This window comes from Brassicibacter mesophilus (assembly GCF_050433385.1).
Lineage (GTDB): Bacteria > Bacillota > Clostridia > Tissierellales > Proteiniboraceae > Brassicibacter > Brassicibacter mesophilus.
On sequence record NZ_JBNPXI010000024.1, the window covers coordinates 52,551 to 69,660 of the forward strand.

Below are 17,110 nucleotides of genomic sequence, written 5' to 3' on the forward strand. Positions count from 1 at the left end.
TTACAAACTCCTAATAGTTTTTAAGCTTAGCTTTTATACGAGGATCAAAGAAAGCGTATAAAATATCTACAGCTAAATTTGCTAAACTAATTATAATAGCAATGTACACTACTCCTGCTAAAACAACCGGTACGTCAGGAATCATCTGCTTTGATACTATATGAGAACCGATACCAGGTATTGTAAATACTTTTTCAGTAACAGCTGATCCACCCAACATACCTCCAAACTGTAGTCCGATAACTGTGATTATTGGAATTATTGCATTCCTAAGTGCGTGTTTTAACACAACAACATTTTCCTTTAATCCCTTGGCTCTAGCAGTTGTTATATAGTCTGACTTTATAACTTCTAACATAGAAGAACGTGTCATACGTGCAACAGAAGCTGCAAGAGATGTACCCAATACAATTGCAGGCATGACCAGAGACTTCCAGTCAGTATTAGAGTATATTACATTTAACCATCCAAGATTTACTGAGAACAGTAGTATAAGCATTAATCCTAACCAGAAGTTAGGTATTGATATACCAATAAGCGCAATTATCATAGACGCAAAGTCAAACGCTGAGTACTGCTTTACTGCCGATATAATTCCTGCAGGTACTGCTATAATTATTGACAGTAGTAGTGAAGCACATGTAACCTTCAACGTAATCGGGAATTTCCTTAGTATTCCTTCCATAACTGGCTCATTTCCTACGTATGAATTTTTAAAATCAAAGGTAACAACATTCTTAAATGTTTTTAGTAGTTGTACATGATATGGCTCATTTAAGCCATATAACGCTTTCCAGTCTGTAACCTGTTCTTCAGTAGCCAGTTGCCCTAATATGTTCCTTGCTGGATCCATTGGAGAAAGATACAGTATTGTAAATACAATAATAGTAACACCGAAAATTACAAATAAAAGCATTAAAGTTCTTTCAAAAATATACTTCAAATAAGGATTTTTGAAAATAAATAGTACTACATACATTAAAATCCCTAAGAAATATGAAGTAAATCTAAAAATATTATTCTGATAAAGTTCTACAAAAGTATTAGCAATAGAGTTATGTCTTTTTGATTCTTTTGCCATTCTTTCATCAACATGATTCTCAATAATTTTTTCATAGTCTCTATGGACGATCTTTTCCAATTCTTTCTGCATTTCTTCTTCTGAACAAGATTTATTGAAAAATTCATACTTTCTTTGTAGTCGGAATTTAGTCTCTTCCATCAATTCCTTATGTATATTTTTTTCCTTTAGTTCTTTTTCCACTTCTCTCCTCAGCATTAGTTTGGGACTATTCTTCTTGTTCAAATAGTATTTAATAATCACAATGAAGGTAATAGGTAACCCTAAAATAAGTGTTAAATACTTGTAAAGTGAATAGTTCATAGCTTTTACGAATGCTTTATCAAATCCAGTAAATAAACAAAAAAACTTTTGTAAGCCCGTCGCACTAGACTTGTTATGTACTTTTTTTAAAGAAAGCACTTTTATACTCACCTCCATCCTATAACTGCTAATCAGATCTCTAATTACTATATAGGTTTATGCCTTCTATCACCCCCGCATTCCATTATTTTAGTCAGTATTAGTGTATAGTTTTACAAATAATCTAAAAATCCTTCATATTTTATGAATTATTTTTAAAAATTTTGTCAAAATAGTTATCTTTTTTTCTGATTTTTATATACTTTAGTGAACGAATACACTAAAGTATATATGCAAATGATATGCCAATTTACCTAAACCAACCAAAGTGTTGGAATTTTGCAATTTATCTGACCACTCGATTGTGAATGAAATAAAAAAATTATCAAAATGAAATAAAAACAATTTCATTTTGATAATTTAAATTAATAGCTAAAGTATATACATAAGATAATTAGCAATAGGCTTTTCTACAATATTCAACATTTTTGACGATATTTTTCCAATATTATCTTATTTATTAGAAAATAACCTGATATTATGTTAAAATACAATTAAATTTTTATTTAACTTAAAGGAGGATATTTAAATGGGAGTACTTATTTTTTTTGATATAAATGGAACTATAATTAAACGAGATGAAAGGACTGATATCCCTTACAAAAAAGCACTCAATCTTCTTCTTAATGTCGAGAATAGTATGGATGGTGTAGACACCTCGGCACGTTCAGACAAGGATGTTTTCACTGAAGTTTTAAATAAGCACGGTCATTCCTTTAGTGATCAAAAATGGGAAGCATTCGTAGAATTATATAAGGAACAGTTAGAGTTATTTAAAGATACAGATGTATGGAGGGAGAATGTTGACGCAGTAAGTATTATAAACAAGCTATCATCAACTAATCATAAGCTATCTTTAATTACTGGAGAATTTAGCATGGGAGCAAAATATAAACTTCAAAAAATAGGTGTATGGGATCACTTCCCTGTAGGTGGCTTTGGAGAAGATGGTTTCAAAAGATTCGATATTGCAGAAGTTGCTTTGAAAAGAGTAAAAAATCTTTATAATGATACATTTGATGAAATCTATATAATAGGTGATACTCTTTTAGACATTAAAACAGCCAGACATTTAGGTGCTAAGATTATATCTATAACTACTGGTTCTAATACTAGAGAGGAATTACTAACTGAAAAACCAGATTACATTATAGACCGCTTTGAAGAAATTGAGCATTTGTTTGTATAGTTTATCAATTCGTTTAAGCATATATTACAGCCTCAGATATTGTTATTCATGAAATATATTAGAAATTTATAAGCCATAGTATGCTATGCCTACCTTTATGTTAACTCAAGAGATAAGCAAGCATACTGTGGCTTATTTTATCAAACACTATTGAGGGGCTTTATGCTGATATCTTATTGTCTCTAGCACTGTCATGCAATTCTAGTTCCTCTATTCTTTTACTTTTTATTGTATTATAATATTCATTTATACTTTTAACTAACAAAATACTCATAACAAAAAGTATAATGGCAAATGGAAGCCCAGAGCTAATCACAGCTGTTTGTAGTGCTGCCAATGCTTTCTCGCCACCAATTAAAAGAAGTACTGCAGCTACAAACCCTTCCATACAAGCCCAAAATACTCTCTGCGGTACTGGTGAATCTAGCTTTCCTCCTGAAGTAATACTATCTACAACTAATGAACCAGAATCACTGGATGTGACAAAAAATGAGATTATTAGCACTGTTCCTAGTAAAGATAGTACAATTTTTATTACCCCTGCCAAAAGGTTCATATCTAAAAGATTAATCATCTCAAATAATGCTACTGGAAGGTTGCTTTGAACCACTTCAAATAATGTTCCCCCAGTGCTATTATCAATATACATAGCACTAGCACCAAATACAGATAACCAAATGAATGATAAAATTGTAGGAACAATTATTACAGCTAATATAAATTCTCTAATCGTTCTTCCTTTAGAAACTCTTGCAACAAACATTCCTACAAAAGGAGAGCATGATATCCACCAAGCAAGATAAAATACTGACCAATCACCTTGCCAACTACTACCCCCAACTGATATGAAAAATGAAGACTTAATAAAATCATTAACATATACTCCTAAAGCACCTGAAAATACCTTTAATATATACGCTGTCGGCCCAAGAATTAAAACAGCTAAAACAAACACAAAAGCTATTTTAATATTTAACTCTGACAGAATTTTAACACCTTTATCAATTCCCGACACCACTGATAAAGTTGCAATTAGAGTTATAATGGTAATCAAAACTACCTGTATGTTAACGTTAAAATCAATTCCAAACAAGTAACTTAAGCCACTATTAATTTGCTGAACACCAAGCCCTAAAGAAGTAGCCAACCCAAACAAGCATGCAACAACAGCTAGTATGTCAATAATGTCTCCAGCTATGCCAAAGACCTTATCTTTTAATATTGGGTAAAATACCGACCTCAAAGAAAGTGGCAATTTTTTATTATATGCAAAGAAAGCTAACGCCAAACCTATAACTGCATATGTTGCCCATGGATGTAATCCCCAATGAAAAAAAGTTGTTGCTAATGCTGAATTTGCTTTACTGATATCACTAAAAATTGGAGGTTTGTTTTGCATGTGATATAAAGGTTCTCCTACTGACCAAAATAATAATCCAATACCCATACCAGCGGACATAAGCATTGAATACCATGCAAAGTTTGAAAACTCTGGCTTTGCTTTAGCTCCTCCAATTCTTATTTTCCCTAATTTTGAAAATGCTAAATAAAGACAAGCTATGAGAAAAAAATTTGAAGATAGAATAAATACCCAGTCTCCCTTAGATACAATCGTATTTTTAATACTATCAAAAACACGACTCGCTTGTTCTAAATCATAAAGCGCATAGCCTGCAAAAACTAATATGAATAAGCCTGATACTATTGAAACAACCGGATTCATATCTAACCCAAACTTCTTAAAGTTTCTACTAAATAATTTTTGTTCCATTTGTTTAATGTTTTCTTTCGTCATAAAATCCCCCTTTTTTTATATTAGTTTCATTAATATTATTTACTAGTTAATTTTACATCTCTCACAGCAATTATAAATAAAAAAAGCACCCTAACCCTATTTAAAATAGAGTTAGAGTGCCTAAGTTTCGCCAATATAAGACTCACTTTACACCACATAATGTAGTATAGCTTAGACCCCTTTGGACCTAAGCAGACCCCAGTTCTATAGTTTGTCGTTTTTCAATATTAGTTTCGCTATACAATAGCATGCTTACTTAAATCTGCAAAAAACATATTCAAGCTCACAAACCCAGCTACTACTAACATCTAATTCACTAATTTAATAACTTAGTAACAAAATGTAAATATTTTCTTTTCTAGCAGCTAATAAAAATAATCAACAAATAACCTTTATCCCGCCATAAATCTATAACTGGAAGAAAGTCGTTAGAATATTACATCTAACAATTATAACATAATTCGACATGAAAATCAAGCCTTGCATATTACTTACTTCTTTCTATACCTATATACCACTATATTTTTATGATAAAATGCTAGTATAGTCATCTTAAATAATCTTTAAAGAAAAACACATTACGATTGGAGTGATTGTAATCAGTAGTTCAATAAATGAAAGCATAAATATTAACAATTATAAAATTAAAAATAGAATAGTCATGCCGCCTTTAGTATGCTTTAATTGGGCAAATGAAGATGGATTTGAAGCTTACAGTCGAGCTGAACATTATGGTAAAAGAGCAAAGGGTGGAACTGGTCTAATCATAGTTGAAGCAACTGCTATCTCAAAGGAGGGGCGTATCGTCAATACTGAGCTTGGATTGTGAAAGGATGAGCATATACCGCAATTTCAAAAAATTGCCGAAAGCTGCCATAATGAAGGTGTTGTTACTATAATACAACTAGTTCATGCTGGCATGAAATCAATAGGAAATCCTGTTTATTCTTCTTCCGCAGTTAAAGTTAAAAACAAAGAATGTGTTGAAATATCGCTAGAGCAAATCGAAAAGGTAAAAAGCGATTTCATTTCAGCTACTTTAAGAGCAAAAAAAGCGGGTCTTGACGGAGTGGAAATTCACGGTGCTCACGGTTATCTTCTCAGTCAGTTTACTTCAAAAGAGATTAATACTAGAACTGATAGATATGGAGGTTCACTAGAAAATAGGCTCAGATTGCCTATTGAAATAGTTAAAGAAGTTAGAGAAGTCACTGGTGATGATTTCATCATTTGCTATAGGTTTGGAGTAAATGACCCAACCCTAGAAGAAGACAAATACTTTGCAAAGAAACTTGAAGATTTTGGTGTTAATATACTTAACGTTTCATCGGGAATAGGAGCAGATGATATTTTAGTCCCTCATGATTACTCATTCTCACATATTACTTATATGGGAACTGAGATATATAAAGAAGTAAATATTCCAGTGGCTTGTGTATTTGGAATAAAAGAACCTAAACAAGCTGAATACTTACTTGAAAACAATATGATAGACATGGTAGCTGTAGGAAAAGGTCTTTTAGCTGATCCTGAATGGACAAACAAAGCCATTAATAAAGAAAAAGTCAATATTTGCTATAACTGTTCTCCTCGTTGTAAGTATACAATAGATGGTACAAAATGTCCTTGGTATGGTAAATAGCTTTTTTTATTAGTTTTAGGGTTATATGGAAAACACGCTAGCTTTATTATTGTATAAAGCTAGCGTGTTTTTTTATGACTGCTGACAATTTAATTCGTAACATTAAATAACACTATTTTATATATTCAGTGACCAAATCAGTGAAAAGAATACCTTCTAAATGATCTATCTCATGGCAGAAACATTTTGCTAAGTCTCCTGTACCTGTCAATATAATCTCCTCACCATTTTCATTTAGCGCTTGTACCACTACTTTTGCAGGTCTTTTCAATCTCCCCCATGTATTGGGAATACTTAAACAACCTTCTATAACTTCTTGATTTCCTTCCTGCTTAATTATCTTTGGATTAATTAATTTTATAAGTCCTTTCCCCATATCAATAACAACTAATCGCTTCAATATACCTATTTGTGGGGCTGCTAATCCTCCACCATTTTCTGTATTATACATGGTTTCGGCCATATCATTTAATATTTGTCTTATTTTATCATCAATTACTTCAACCGCTTTACTCTTTTTTCTTAATATTTCGTCATCAAAAAGCCTAATTTTTCTTAATGCCATTTAAACTACACCTCTACTTTGTTCTGCTCTCGACTTTCTCTCGCTTTCTTCAAAGAGAAAAACTTCTTCTATGGAGCAGTGAAATATTTTGCAAATATCGTAGGCTAACCATATAGATGGTTCAAATCTTTCTGTTTCAATAGCATTAATTGCTTGTCTTGATACTCCTACTAGTTTCCCTAATTGCTCTTGAGTTAACCCAAGAGATTCACGATATTCTCTTATTCTATTTTTCATTAATAGTCACCTCTGTAATGTTAACCTTACATTAAAATAATATCAATAAAAATTTCGTATGTCAAGTTAACCTTACATTTCATAAAACAGTTAAAATATAAGCCGATTATTTATACAATTATTGCACTTTGTTACTAATTAAATTTATTTTTAATTCTTTTAAGAACTCATAATATATTCTGGTTCATTAGTTTCTTCATTAAGTTGCTCATAAGTTATAGTAAATCCTACTTGTTTATAGAATCTAACTGCTTGGTCATTTTTCTTATAAACTGCTAGCGTCAGTTTGTCGTAAATTTGTCTGGTATATTCAATCAGTTTTCTTCCGATACCTTTTCCTTGGCAATTTACGTCTACAAACAATGCCCCTATGTGCTCTTCATTTAGGATACTAATGAATCCTTTTATTTCTTCATCATCAAAATATACATAATTTTCAGCCATTGGAATATATTTTTCTTTTACAACATCATAACTTTTCAGCCAATAGTCTTCTGAAATAAATTCATGCGCTTTAATAGTTGCCTGTTTCCAAATTGTCATAATTCTATTGATTTCTTCTTCATTCATTTTTAATTTTCTTATCATAAATAATGTCCTCCAATTTCATGAGCACGCCATACACGCCATATATATTAAATTTGTTTCAATTTCCTATCAATAAGCTGAAATAATGTTTTTACGCAGAAAATTAGAAACTGCCTGAGATTAGTTTTTTAGTGGCAAAGTCATTATTGAAAATAATGAAGTTTTGTTCAGTCTTATATGTGGTATGGCTACTGATGAATTTGGAGTATTCAGTCTCCTAGTTTAGTTTTTTAATATTCGTTACCATATAATGGTGAACTGTCCCACACTCTATATATCCTATATCTTTATATACTTTATTAGAAGTTCTATTAGTAAGATCAGTATAGAGAACAGGCGTAAATCCTTCAAATAAAACTAAATTACTTAAGGAAGCTACCAACTTACTAGCATAACCTTTTTTTCTATGATTAGGCGGTGTGTACACACTATTGATACGTGCATGTCGTGGAGATTTATGAGCAATATTTGCCATCGATACAACCTCATTATTAACTTCAAGTACATACAAATTTCCACGATTAATCATCCTTTCAGCCCCTTTAAGCTGACTTTCTTTTGATACTGTTTTTCCAAATCCATCATATATAAATCCTACGCAAAAATCAGCAACAACATCAACATCTTCCACAGAAGATAACTTCATAATTCCTGGAGTGCATGAAGGCATTAAAACTTCTTTACATAAATAGGACTCCATTTCCATGACTTTTTTGTGCTGGCAATGATAATCCTCAAAAAATACTTTTAAGACTTCAGGAGTACTTATAATTTCAAAGCATTCTTCTTCTAAAATAATTTTCTCAATTTCCTTAGTAGAGCTGTGTACTACCTCAATACTTGTATTAGGATTAACCCATACCCACATTGGAAAATTCGGATTTGAACGAGCAATTATTGAATTATTATCTTTTGATCGTAACAATAAAGCTCCTGAATCATCAGCTATCCTATGAATTAAATTAAACAATACTTCATGACGCATAAATGGATTCTGATTAAGTACATTGTCTTCCTTTACAAATGGTAATAACATGATATCTCCTCCTATAATTCATTTTTAATTTTAAAATGTCACTAATATCACTAATATCGTTAATCATGTTACCACCACCTTTTTACTTGTTTTGAAAATTATACCACCGTGATGTTATTGAGTCAATATATTATTTTGTTATTTACTATAACATACTCTATACCCTCTGAATATTCTGATGTCTCATATGTTGCTTTATCTATAGTATTTTTATAATCAAATATCACGATGTCTGCATACATTTTTTCACGAATAACACCTTTGCCATTAATTCCTATGAATTGTGCAGGAAGAGAAGTCGTTCTTCTTATTCCTTCTTTATGAGTTACAAGTTTTATGAGTACTTACTTATTGTATTGTAAACTTTTTTATAATGCTATTTTGGATAATGGCCAATTTCAATAGTATTACCTTCTGTATCTTCAAAATGAAAATAGTGGTACGGAACTCTATAATTTATTCTGCATGTTTTCGTGATGCTTTCTCCACCTATATCAATGATTCTTTCTTTTTCTTTCTCTAAATCATCTGTTAATAATGTTAATATTACATTGTTTCCATATCTGACATTATTATATCCGCTAGGTACATTCTTTTTGGCGTCAAACTCTGGATTTATCAAGCTTATTTGTGGTATCGGACTAGCCCATCGATCTTCGTGCATTTTTTCATTAATTTTTGTTTCAAATAGCTTTTCATAGAATTCTTTTCCTCGTTGAAAGTCCTTTACCATAATAACTACTTCACAAAATCTTACTCCCATATTATCACTCCTAATTTGATATTTTAATTACTTATAACCATCTCTTTAGAGTTTTAAGACTTCGTACTAGACGCCCCCTAGCTTCATCTTCCGTAAATCCTTCTTTCATTTCAAAAGGTATACAGGATTCAACCATTTCTTCAAAGGTTTCTTTTGGGTTATTATATTCTCCGTTAGGATAGCAGTACTTACAGTAATCAATACTAAGTGATCCATCTCTATTTTTTCCATGTAGATCTTTGTTCTTCATTTGCATACCACAGCTTTGACAAATGTTCACATTATCACTCCTTGGATTTTAATTAAGCGGCTAAGAACTACGCTATTCACTTATTATGCTTTCTTAATTAGTATAACTCCTATATTATGACACCACTATGTCATAGTTTGTTCTTTTCTATTGATAACTTAAGCCTCTTAACAAATTCTTCTCTTAACCAATCTGGTTCAATAATCTTTACATAAGGAACTAATCCAAGAAGAAGTGAATATAACCACTCATCAATAGGAAAACATAGATTAACAATTATTTTATCTTTTATAACTTTACAATTTTTATGATCAATACAATCTGGAAGTTTACCTTGTAAAATCTTATCAACTTCTAATATTATTTTGGTACCTTTCCTTCCAGAATCTAAGTTATTTTCCCAAGGTAAAGATTTTGGAATCTCTTTGACTATAAACTCTTCATCTAACAAATCACAAGATACAATTCTATTTAATTTAAGCATTCTAAAATCTTCTCGTAGCTCACAATACACATGAGCATACCACGTTGAACCCATCATCACCAATGTACATGGACACACAACTCTATCTGATTCATAAAAATTTGCATCTATATATTTAATATGAACTTTATAGCGATTATCTATTGCTTTTGCTATAATATCTATATTATCTTTTAAATTTTTTTGTTTAATTGAAGGATTTAATTTAACAACAATCTTATTGTCTTCTGCCTGCCCTGGAAACATCATTGAAAACTTATTAAATATTGATTTTACCTCTGAATAGGGTACGGTTTCTTCTAAACTTTCTAAGAAAGAACTAAGAATTTTTGCCTCATTAGTACTCAAAAAATTTTTGTCTAATTTATAATTATTAAGTAATTGATATCCACCTTTTTTCCCAACTTCAGCATAAATAGGTATCCCCGCCATACTTAGAGTATCTATGTCTCTTTGAATGGTTCGAACTGATACTTGAAGATACTCAGATAATTCTTTTGCAGTTATCTTTTCTTTATTAATGATAATCATAAGGATACTAAGTAACCTATCTATTTTCACAATAAATCCTCCAAAGTTATTCATTTTTATCAATTCATTCACTAATGTATTCTATAACATAATAACAAAAAAATGCCGTTATTTATAGTACAGTTCACCGTTTCGCTGCAACTGCAGCTTTTATTTATAAAGTTTACAAGCCTAGTACTTATTTTTTTACCTCCTATTTAACCAGTTGAAGACCATTAGAAGTTATAAATAGCCAGCCTTATAATAACTATATTTTTAGTAAATAAAATTTTATTATGACAGCTAACCTATAACTATAATATAAAGCGTAATGTCTAATACTTTAGAAACTTTAATAGATTTTTACATTGTTGTGGCTAGATTTAACTCAATTAAAAATTCTTCCAAAACGAAACCTTTGATGTTTGGGAAGAATTTTTATTTACTGAAGTCTTATATTTTCAATCAATATTGATCCACTTGTAGTCTGGTCAAAAACAAGTTCAAGAGACGTAATTTTATCTAATTCAATATTTTTAAACTTATCAAGCGGCAACATCAAACTCCCAAGTGGGGTTGGCTTTGACCAATAGAATAATTCCTCTTCAAATATTTCTGTTCTCTTAAGTTCCCCAGGTGTTAAAGATAAAGCGTTCAGTTTGTCTGGCAAAGTCACAGTTGCTGTATTACCCATTTCATCAACTAATCGCACCTTAAATTCTTGGTATGAACGATTTTGATTATCCGAATCTGCTGGATCCACTAGTATATCTATTGATAATGACTTATAATTACTTATATCCTGCATAATTGGTTTAAATGTAATCTTAGACGTGTTTTGATCCCATTTAACTTTTAAAAATCCTCTAGTCTTTTGCTCTCCCTCTCCACTAGTGATTGTATCTGCATAGACTTCATCTAACTTATACCACCAAGAATCAATTACATATGATGCCGTTATATTTTCTATAGCATAGTTTTCAGAATTGGCCATATCTACAATTCCATTTGAGCCTGATTTTCTAAATAGTACTTTCACATTCTCTCCATACATGGTATTGGGCTGGGGATTATTTAGGTCAAAAGCAGCATGGTGCTTTCCATCTTTTAATCCTCCTGATATAAAGTCTACAGCAAAATTCTTTAGAAAATTTTCCTGGGCTTCTCGGGTTATCTGGTCGTTAAGTTCAGCCTCTGTCCGTACTATCGCTGCATCATTATGCTCAATATTTCTATTAAAATAGTTATGATTTGCTCCTTTAAGTAATGTTATTGAGTGACTTCCATCTGTTTTTTCATTCAACATATCGTAGATAAGAAACCCATCAAAACCAATAACATCTCCGTCATATTCTGGTACCAAGATAGCTACATCAGATTCAGGATAGGTATGTTCCGCTTGTATCAACGTAGGAGCTATACTTAACATCGATGAAACTGGATATCCCTTCGAATCCATATTTTCAGCTATATCCATTATCGTTTCTCCACCACGAGAGTGTCCTATTAGGGACATGTTTTCGAAATCTATCTTTCCCTTAAGCTCAACTGGATATTTTGTTTCTTTACCCTCTGATGCTTGAACAAGATGATTTAAATGATCAGTTGCCATAAATACAGATTTTTCTCCGTCATCCCCATCTCCGTATTTCCATACGTAAGCTTGGCTCATATCCATAGAAATTGCAATTATCCCTTGCTGAGCAAATGCCTCTACAAGATATTTAAAACCCGTATCAAAACGAACATTTTCTTTAAGATTCTCATGTGAACCGTGGGTAATCATCACTAAAGGGAAAGGCCCATCTCCTTCTGGCATACCAATAATTCCTCTTAGTTTGTAAGGCATATTACCACCATTGGGTAATTGATACTCACGCTTACCAAGATCAAACTCTTTAACATTGTATTGATATTGAGGGCTCTCAGTTAGTTTTACATCGACATATTCTAATTCTTCAATTGTGTGCTGAATCTCCTTTGAAACATTAGGTTCTTTCATATTATTTTCAGCGCTACAAGCTGCTAGTAGCATGGATGATAGGAGCAAGCCAACGATCAAAACTCTTGATATCTTATCTTTTACCAAATAATAGTTTGAGTATTTTTTCATAATATCACCTCTTTTAAGTTTTAAAGTCACTTATTCTAAGCTCTTTATACGTGTTCTTAACACTCTTTTCTAACTCACTAGTTTCATAGTTAACAGATTTATTAAAATAACCAGCCTTTAACAATGCTTGCATATACAATTTCATTAAACCTTTCATGTCTTTTTTAAGTCTTGCCTCCTATATCTTTCTAAATATTTTAGTATTTATCTGCAATTTGTATTATAGCATTAACTAACTATATGAAAGTTACAAACCAATTACAAAATATTACAATTTTATTGTTTTTAACATATCCATTAGCATATATAACAAAAGTACTCTTATGTATGCAGGTTCTAGTCTTGTCTATTTACCTGCATTATCAGTGCCATTCAACTAGCTTTAATCTTTTTTATAGCCTAGTTGATACAACTCTAGCATTCAATTCGTTGGATCTAAAGATAACGAATATTTCTGCATCATTCTTTATATAACAAAAGTTACCGCTCATATAAGAGCGGTAGCTTAAATCTAAGTATTTTTTTAATACTTTCAACTGAAAGAAAAAACCCTTCAACCCCTACCAGTAAAAACCGCAGTTATTTATAGTGCGGTTCAGTGTGCCATAAGTATCGGAGGTTTTTTATAAAATAGATGCGTAACAGAAAGATAATATACCTAATCAAATTGTAAATCGATAACATTTATATTCTTTTGCTTTAACAAATCCTAATTTTTCAGCTAATGCTCTTGAAGGGAGGTTTTTTCCCATACAATCCCACCATGGAAATTTGTCTTCCTTTAATACATCTTCTATACAACTAAGTGCTAAATTATATCCAACTCCTTGCTTACGATACTCTTCCTCCGTTTCTATTCCTATTGTTTTAACATTTGATGTAGCAAAAGCACTATAACACACTCCAACTATTTTATTTCCATCAGTAGCATAGTAGCAATTTCCTTTATCAATTAATCGGTCTATTTCACCCCAAAACTCGGCTATCACATTTTTATAATACTTCCAATTAGAGTACTTGTAGTGATTGATTTTCACGTTTCCTAATGAATGTATTTTATATTTAAATCCTTTTATTTGCTTTTTTATTTTACTACTCTCATCCCAATAATATATAACCTGTTCCCAACTTCTTAAATTTTTATTATAAAAGATATTTTCTATAGTTCTCTCCCAGCTTACTGTTGTTCCAGATACTTCAAAATAGTCTATATTTCTTTCTTGCAAGAAACTAGTCATTTGGTTATCAATAAAACTATTTATGTTCTGTAGAAACAACTTGCTCTCATTATTTCCAATGAAGTAGAACCCTTTCATCCCTTGATTCCAAACCAGTGCTGTATTAGGTGCATTAGTCTCATCAACAAAAACTACACCAGGATTATTATTCTCTATTATTGATATAACTTCTGGATATTTAATACCCTCATTAAGGAATTTATAAATTTTATGATAATCATCTTTTAATATCTTTTCCATTGTAACCATTCCTTTAACAGTTCAGTTCAAAATTATATAAAATATAATCAAACGCTTTTTTATAACCACAGCTTTCCGCTAATAACCTTGACTCTAAATTTTCCTCCATACAATCCCAGTTAGGTTCAAAACTATTATTCTTGCAATACTTTAAAAACTCAGTAATTAAATGTTTTGCAAGTCCTTTATTCCTATACTTTTCTAATGTAACAGTATGTGAACCCATTGAGTCCTGCGTTACACAACTTGATATACAACAAGAAACAATTTTCTCATTATGTAATATACAAAATCCAACTCCACCATTAAAGTAATCTTCCATTGAGCTCCACCAATCAAGGATCATAGTTTTTATAAAATCTAAATTCAAAATGTTTTTTTGAAATAATGATGGATTCACTTTTACTAATTCAAATTGTTGTTGTATTTTAATATCTTTAAATACAGCATCTTCTATGTCTCTATACTTATAAGTAAATTGTTTTGACCGACTTAGTTTGCGATTATAAAATAAATGCTCAAAAGTTATATCCCACTTTGAACTTGTTCCACTAAATTCAAAGTATTCTAACCCTAAGTCTCTTGCCCTAGAGCAAATCTCTAAATCTATAAATTTATTAATGCTGCTATTGAAATCTATATTATTTTCATCCCCTACAAAATAGAATCCATCAATAGCTTTTGACCAAACCATTGCAGTCTTAGGATTTAAAGATTATCGACGAAAATACATCCAGGATTAAATCCTTGAGCAACTCCTTTTATTTCAATGTTAACTAAATCCCCTACTAACAAATGTGATATCATAGGAAATTGTAATTTATTTAATTCATATATCACTCTCTTCACCTCTCTTTTATTATTTATAATTAGGCGTTTGTAAAACGCCGAAAGCCTTATAAATCAAGGCTTTTTTTAATACAAAATAAAACAACTCCTCACTGGTTTGTGGTAAAATTTAAGTACGACCAAAAACTTTACGCATATTAAACCTCGAAAGGAGTTGTACCTAAATGATATCATACAAACAGCTTTCTTTGGCAGATATTTATTCAGATTGCCAAGATAAATTTGAAAATGACAAACCTGTGTTTTTGTCGCTTCTCGAAAAACATATTAGCCTTGATGAAATTGTCCCGGTTTCCTTTCGAAACCATTTTTATGCATCTACGGGACGCTCTCGTAAATACCCTTTAAATGCTTTGCTTTGGGCTTTGATTATCCAGCGTATTTTTTCTATTCCTACTGATTCTTTGCTTCTGGTTTTCCTTCATTACTCCAAAGCTCTACGCGATTTCTGCGGCTTTACTAAAGTTCCTGACGCTTCCAAAATCACTCGTTTTAAACAAAACTTCCTTCCTAACTTGCAATCATTTTTTGAGCATCTCGTTGACATTACAGAGTCTATCTGTCAAAAGTTAGACCCAGAAAAAGCTGCTATGACAATCTTTGATTCCTCTGGCATCGAGGCTTTTGTCACCGAAAACAATCCCAAATATGCTAACCGCATTATAAAACAACTGAAAACCTATTCCAAAACCATGAACTACGATAAAAGCTATGACCCTTATAAGGCTGCTTACAAATCTATGCCTTCCCATGCAGCTTCCAATCCACAAATCAAACAACTTTATATCAATGGCCATTTCTGTTATGTCTATAAATTTGGCCTTATAACCAATGGTTTTGGTATCCCTAGAAATATTACTTTTTACAACAAGGATTTTTTCGATGCCCATCCTGAAATTCTTGTAGAGAAAAAATCTGACTCGCCCGATGAAGATAAATCTGTCCATGATGCAAAACTTTTAATACCAACACTTAAAGACTTTTTTACAAAACATCCATTGATCAATCCAAAAACTTTTATTGGTGATGCTGCTTTTGATTCCATCCAGATTTACAAAGATCTCCTAAGCGATACTTTTGGTGTAAACAGGCATTTTTCAAAAGCTTTTATTCCTCTGAATAAGCGTTCCAACCTTGAAAACAAGGACTATACCATCAACGAAGACGGGATTCCCTGCTGTCCTCATGATGATTCTCTTTTAATGAAACCGGAAAGTACATCCAAGCTCAGAAACGGCATCACACGGTTTAAGTTTTCATGCCCTAAAGTTAAGTGGATAAAAGACAATAACGGAAAACGTCGACGCCAGTGTTTCTGTGAATCTCCTTGTACTAATTCCCCCTCAGGACGCATGATATATATTTACCCTGAAAAAGATTTAAGGGCCTACCCTGGCACTCTGCGTGGTGATAAACAATGGCATCAGACTTACAAGATACGGTCTGTTATGGAGCAATCAATCAACCATTTTAAAGAAAACCTATGTGTAGCCGGTCGCAAAACCCAGAATGCCAAAACCTTACATGCTGATTTATTACTGGCTGGAATCTCTCAATTGGTCACTGTTGTTCTTGCAGATAAAATTCATCGTCATGAGTATATTCGCAGCTTCAAGCCTCTGATAGCGTAATCTTCAATAAGTCAATAATTCATAGAGCTTATTAAAGTGCGTCTTTTTTTGCACTACAACATTTTTATTCTAAAAAATCTCGCCGTAATTTTGCTGTTTAGTATAAGTTTATGACTATCTTCTTTTTTTACAGAGTTTCGCAATTACTTATTCTAAATTTCTCATTCTTACTATCTTAAACATACGAAAATCACTTTTCTCTAAATCATAACCAAAAGCATACCAAGAGTACCATTTATAGAAAACATGTATGATATTGCATTTAACTATTCGAGTATCACTATTAAGATTCGTGTATTGAAATGAAGCTGTTTTATTATATTGAATAGCTTCTTTTAACATAGAAATATAGAAAATTATACTTCTGTTCTCATTTACTATAGAAAAATCAATATTTAGTGCATAATTAACCCGTTGTGCTAGTTAAAATTTACAAATAGAAAAACCCCAGAACATTATGTTAACCTATCATTAATAACGACAAAGAAATTAAGATA

16 protein-coding genes and 3 pseudogenes are annotated in these 17,110 nt (G+C 31.5%); 3 read left to right on the forward strand and 16 right to left on the reverse strand.

Annotated features, from left to right (window positions below):
- Positions 1 to 10: 10 nt before the first annotated feature.
- Positions 11 to 1,483 (reverse strand): ABC transporter permease, encoded by a 1,473-nt coding sequence (locus tag HNR33_RS19080; RefSeq protein WP_429086621.1) that lies wholly within the window; start codon positions 1,481 to 1,483, stop codon positions 11 to 13.
- 529 nt (positions 1,484 to 2,012) lie between these two features.
- On the opposite strand from HNR33_RS19080, the gene HNR33_RS19085 reads away from it, so the two are divergent.
- On the forward strand, positions 2,013 to 2,672 hold the full coding sequence (locus HNR33_RS19085) for an HAD family hydrolase (protein WP_429086624.1): 660 nt from the start codon (positions 2,013 to 2,015) through the stop codon (positions 2,670 to 2,672).
- A 160-nt stretch (positions 2,673 to 2,832) separates the two neighbouring features.
- Here the strand turns inward: HNR33_RS19085 and HNR33_RS19090 are convergent, their stop codons facing one another.
- Entirely contained in the window at positions 2,833 to 4,467 is a 1,635-nt protein-coding gene (locus HNR33_RS19090) for a BCCT family transporter (RefSeq protein ID WP_429086627.1), read from the reverse strand.
- Between the two features lie 589 nt (positions 4,468 to 5,056).
- Between HNR33_RS19090 and HNR33_RS19095 the strand changes: the two are divergent.
- A pseudogene (locus HNR33_RS19095) lies at positions 5,057 to 6,109 on the forward strand (oxidoreductase).
- 112 nt (positions 6,110 to 6,221) lie between these two features.
- Here HNR33_RS19095 and def read toward each other — a convergent pair.
- From def to HNR33_RS19160, 13 genes and pseudogenes are all read right to left on the reverse strand, one after another.
- Entirely contained in the window at positions 6,222 to 6,674 is a 453-nt protein-coding gene (gene def, locus HNR33_RS19100; protein WP_429086629.1) for a peptide deformylase, read from the reverse strand.
- Positions 6,675 to 6,911, reverse strand: coding sequence for a helix-turn-helix transcriptional regulator (locus HNR33_RS19105; RefSeq protein WP_429086632.1), 237 nt, complete (start codon positions 6,909 to 6,911; stop codon positions 6,675 to 6,677).
- A 159-nt stretch (positions 6,912 to 7,070) separates the two neighbouring features.
- The gene (locus HNR33_RS19110; RefSeq protein WP_429086635.1) at positions 7,071 to 7,499 is read right to left on the reverse strand and encodes an N-acetyltransferase; all 429 of its coding nucleotides are present in this window, start codon (positions 7,497 to 7,499) and stop codon (positions 7,071 to 7,073) included.
- Positions 7,500 to 7,716: 217 nt separating this feature from the next.
- The gene (locus HNR33_RS19115) at positions 7,717 to 8,535 is read right to left on the reverse strand and encodes a GNAT family N-acetyltransferase (RefSeq protein ID WP_429086637.1); all 819 of its coding nucleotides are present in this window, start codon (positions 8,533 to 8,535) and stop codon (positions 7,717 to 7,719) included.
- A gap of 122 nt (positions 8,536 to 8,657) precedes the next feature.
- On the reverse strand, positions 8,658 to 8,873 hold the full coding sequence (locus HNR33_RS19120; RefSeq protein ID WP_429086661.1) for an amidohydrolase family protein: 216 nt from the start codon (positions 8,871 to 8,873) through the stop codon (positions 8,658 to 8,660).
- Positions 8,874 to 8,911: 38 nt separating this feature from the next.
- Positions 8,912 to 9,298, reverse strand: coding sequence for a VOC family protein (locus HNR33_RS19125; RefSeq protein WP_429086640.1), 387 nt, complete (start codon positions 9,296 to 9,298; stop codon positions 8,912 to 8,914).
- Between the two features lie 31 nt (positions 9,299 to 9,329).
- The gene (locus HNR33_RS19130) at positions 9,330 to 9,578 is read right to left on the reverse strand and encodes a zinc ribbon domain-containing protein (protein ID WP_429086642.1); all 249 of its coding nucleotides are present in this window, start codon (positions 9,576 to 9,578) and stop codon (positions 9,330 to 9,332) included.
- 100 nt (positions 9,579 to 9,678) lie between these two features.
- On the reverse strand, positions 9,679 to 10,593 hold the full coding sequence (locus HNR33_RS19135) for a helix-turn-helix transcriptional regulator (protein ID WP_429086645.1): 915 nt from the start codon (positions 10,591 to 10,593) through the stop codon (positions 9,679 to 9,681).
- A gap of 391 nt (positions 10,594 to 10,984) precedes the next feature.
- Entirely contained in the window at positions 10,985 to 12,655 is a 1,671-nt protein-coding gene (locus tag HNR33_RS19140) for an alpha/beta hydrolase family protein (RefSeq protein ID WP_429086648.1), read from the reverse strand.
- 13 nt (positions 12,656 to 12,668) lie between these two features.
- A complete protein-coding gene (locus HNR33_RS19145; RefSeq protein WP_429086651.1) occupies positions 12,669 to 12,800 on the reverse strand; it encodes a hypothetical protein in 132 nt (43 codons plus the stop codon).
- A gap of 517 nt (positions 12,801 to 13,317) precedes the next feature.
- Positions 13,318 to 14,133 carry a GNAT family N-acetyltransferase gene (locus tag HNR33_RS19150; protein WP_429086654.1) on the reverse strand — a complete coding sequence of 272 codons (816 nt, stop codon included), beginning with the start codon at positions 14,131 to 14,133 and terminating at the stop codon, positions 13,318 to 13,320.
- Positions 14,134 to 14,146: 13 nt separating this feature from the next.
- A pseudogene (locus HNR33_RS19155) lies at positions 14,147 to 14,830 on the reverse strand (GNAT family N-acetyltransferase); the annotation flags it as partial.
- Positions 14,831 to 14,841: 11 nt separating this feature from the next.
- Positions 14,842 to 14,973: a hypothetical protein gene (locus tag HNR33_RS19160; protein ID WP_429086656.1), complete on the reverse strand. Its 132-nt coding sequence runs from the start codon at positions 14,971 to 14,973 to the stop codon at positions 14,842 to 14,844.
- Positions 14,974 to 15,146: 173 nt separating this feature from the next.
- On the opposite strand from HNR33_RS19160, the pseudogene HNR33_RS19165 reads away from it, so the two are divergent.
- A pseudogene (locus HNR33_RS19165) lies at positions 15,147 to 16,521 on the forward strand (transposase); the annotation flags it as partial.
- Between the two features lie 239 nt (positions 16,522 to 16,760).
- Here the strand turns inward: HNR33_RS19165 and HNR33_RS19170 are convergent.
- Positions 16,761 to 16,955: a WYL domain-containing protein gene (locus HNR33_RS19170; RefSeq protein WP_429086659.1), complete on the reverse strand. Its 195-nt coding sequence runs from the start codon at positions 16,953 to 16,955 to the stop codon at positions 16,761 to 16,763.
- Positions 16,956 to 17,110 lie beyond the last annotated feature (155 nt).

Bases quoted from the DNA above. Each gene is read 5' to 3' on its own strand.
- HNR33_RS19085 (WP_429086624.1), top strand. From the start codon at position 2,013: ATGGGAGTACTTATTTTTTTTGATATAAATGGAACTATAATTAAACGA.
- HNR33_RS19090 (WP_429086627.1), bottom strand. From the start codon at position 4,467: ATGACGAAAGAAAACATTAAACAAATGGAACAAAAATTATTTAGTAGA.
- def (WP_429086629.1), bottom strand. From the start codon at position 6,674: ATGGCATTAAGAAAAATTAGGCTTTTTGATGACGAAATATTAAGAAAA.
- HNR33_RS19105 (WP_429086632.1), bottom strand. From the start codon at position 6,911: ATGAAAAATAGAATAAGAGAATATCGTGAATCTCTTGGGTTAACTCAA.
- HNR33_RS19110 (WP_429086635.1), bottom strand. From the start codon at position 7,499: ATGATAAGAAAATTAAAAATGAATGAAGAAGAAATCAATAGAATTATG.
- HNR33_RS19115 (WP_429086637.1), bottom strand. From the start codon at position 8,535: ATGTTATTACCATTTGTAAAGGAAGACAATGTACTTAATCAGAATCCA.
- HNR33_RS19125 (WP_429086640.1), bottom strand. From the start codon at position 9,298: ATGGGAGTAAGATTTTGTGAAGTAGTTATTATGGTAAAGGACTTTCAA.
- HNR33_RS19140 (WP_429086648.1), bottom strand. From the start codon at position 12,655: ATGAAAAAATACTCAAACTATTATTTGGTAAAAGATAAGATATCAAGA.
- HNR33_RS19145 (WP_429086651.1), bottom strand. From the start codon at position 12,800: ATGAAATTGTATATGCAAGCATTGTTAAAGGCTGGTTATTTTAATAAA.
- HNR33_RS19150 (WP_429086654.1), bottom strand. From the start codon at position 14,133: ATGGAAAAGATATTAAAAGATGATTATCATAAAATTTATAAATTCCTT.
- HNR33_RS19170 (WP_429086659.1), bottom strand. From the start codon at position 16,955: ATGTTAAAAGAAGCTATTCAATATAATAAAACAGCTTCATTTCAATAC.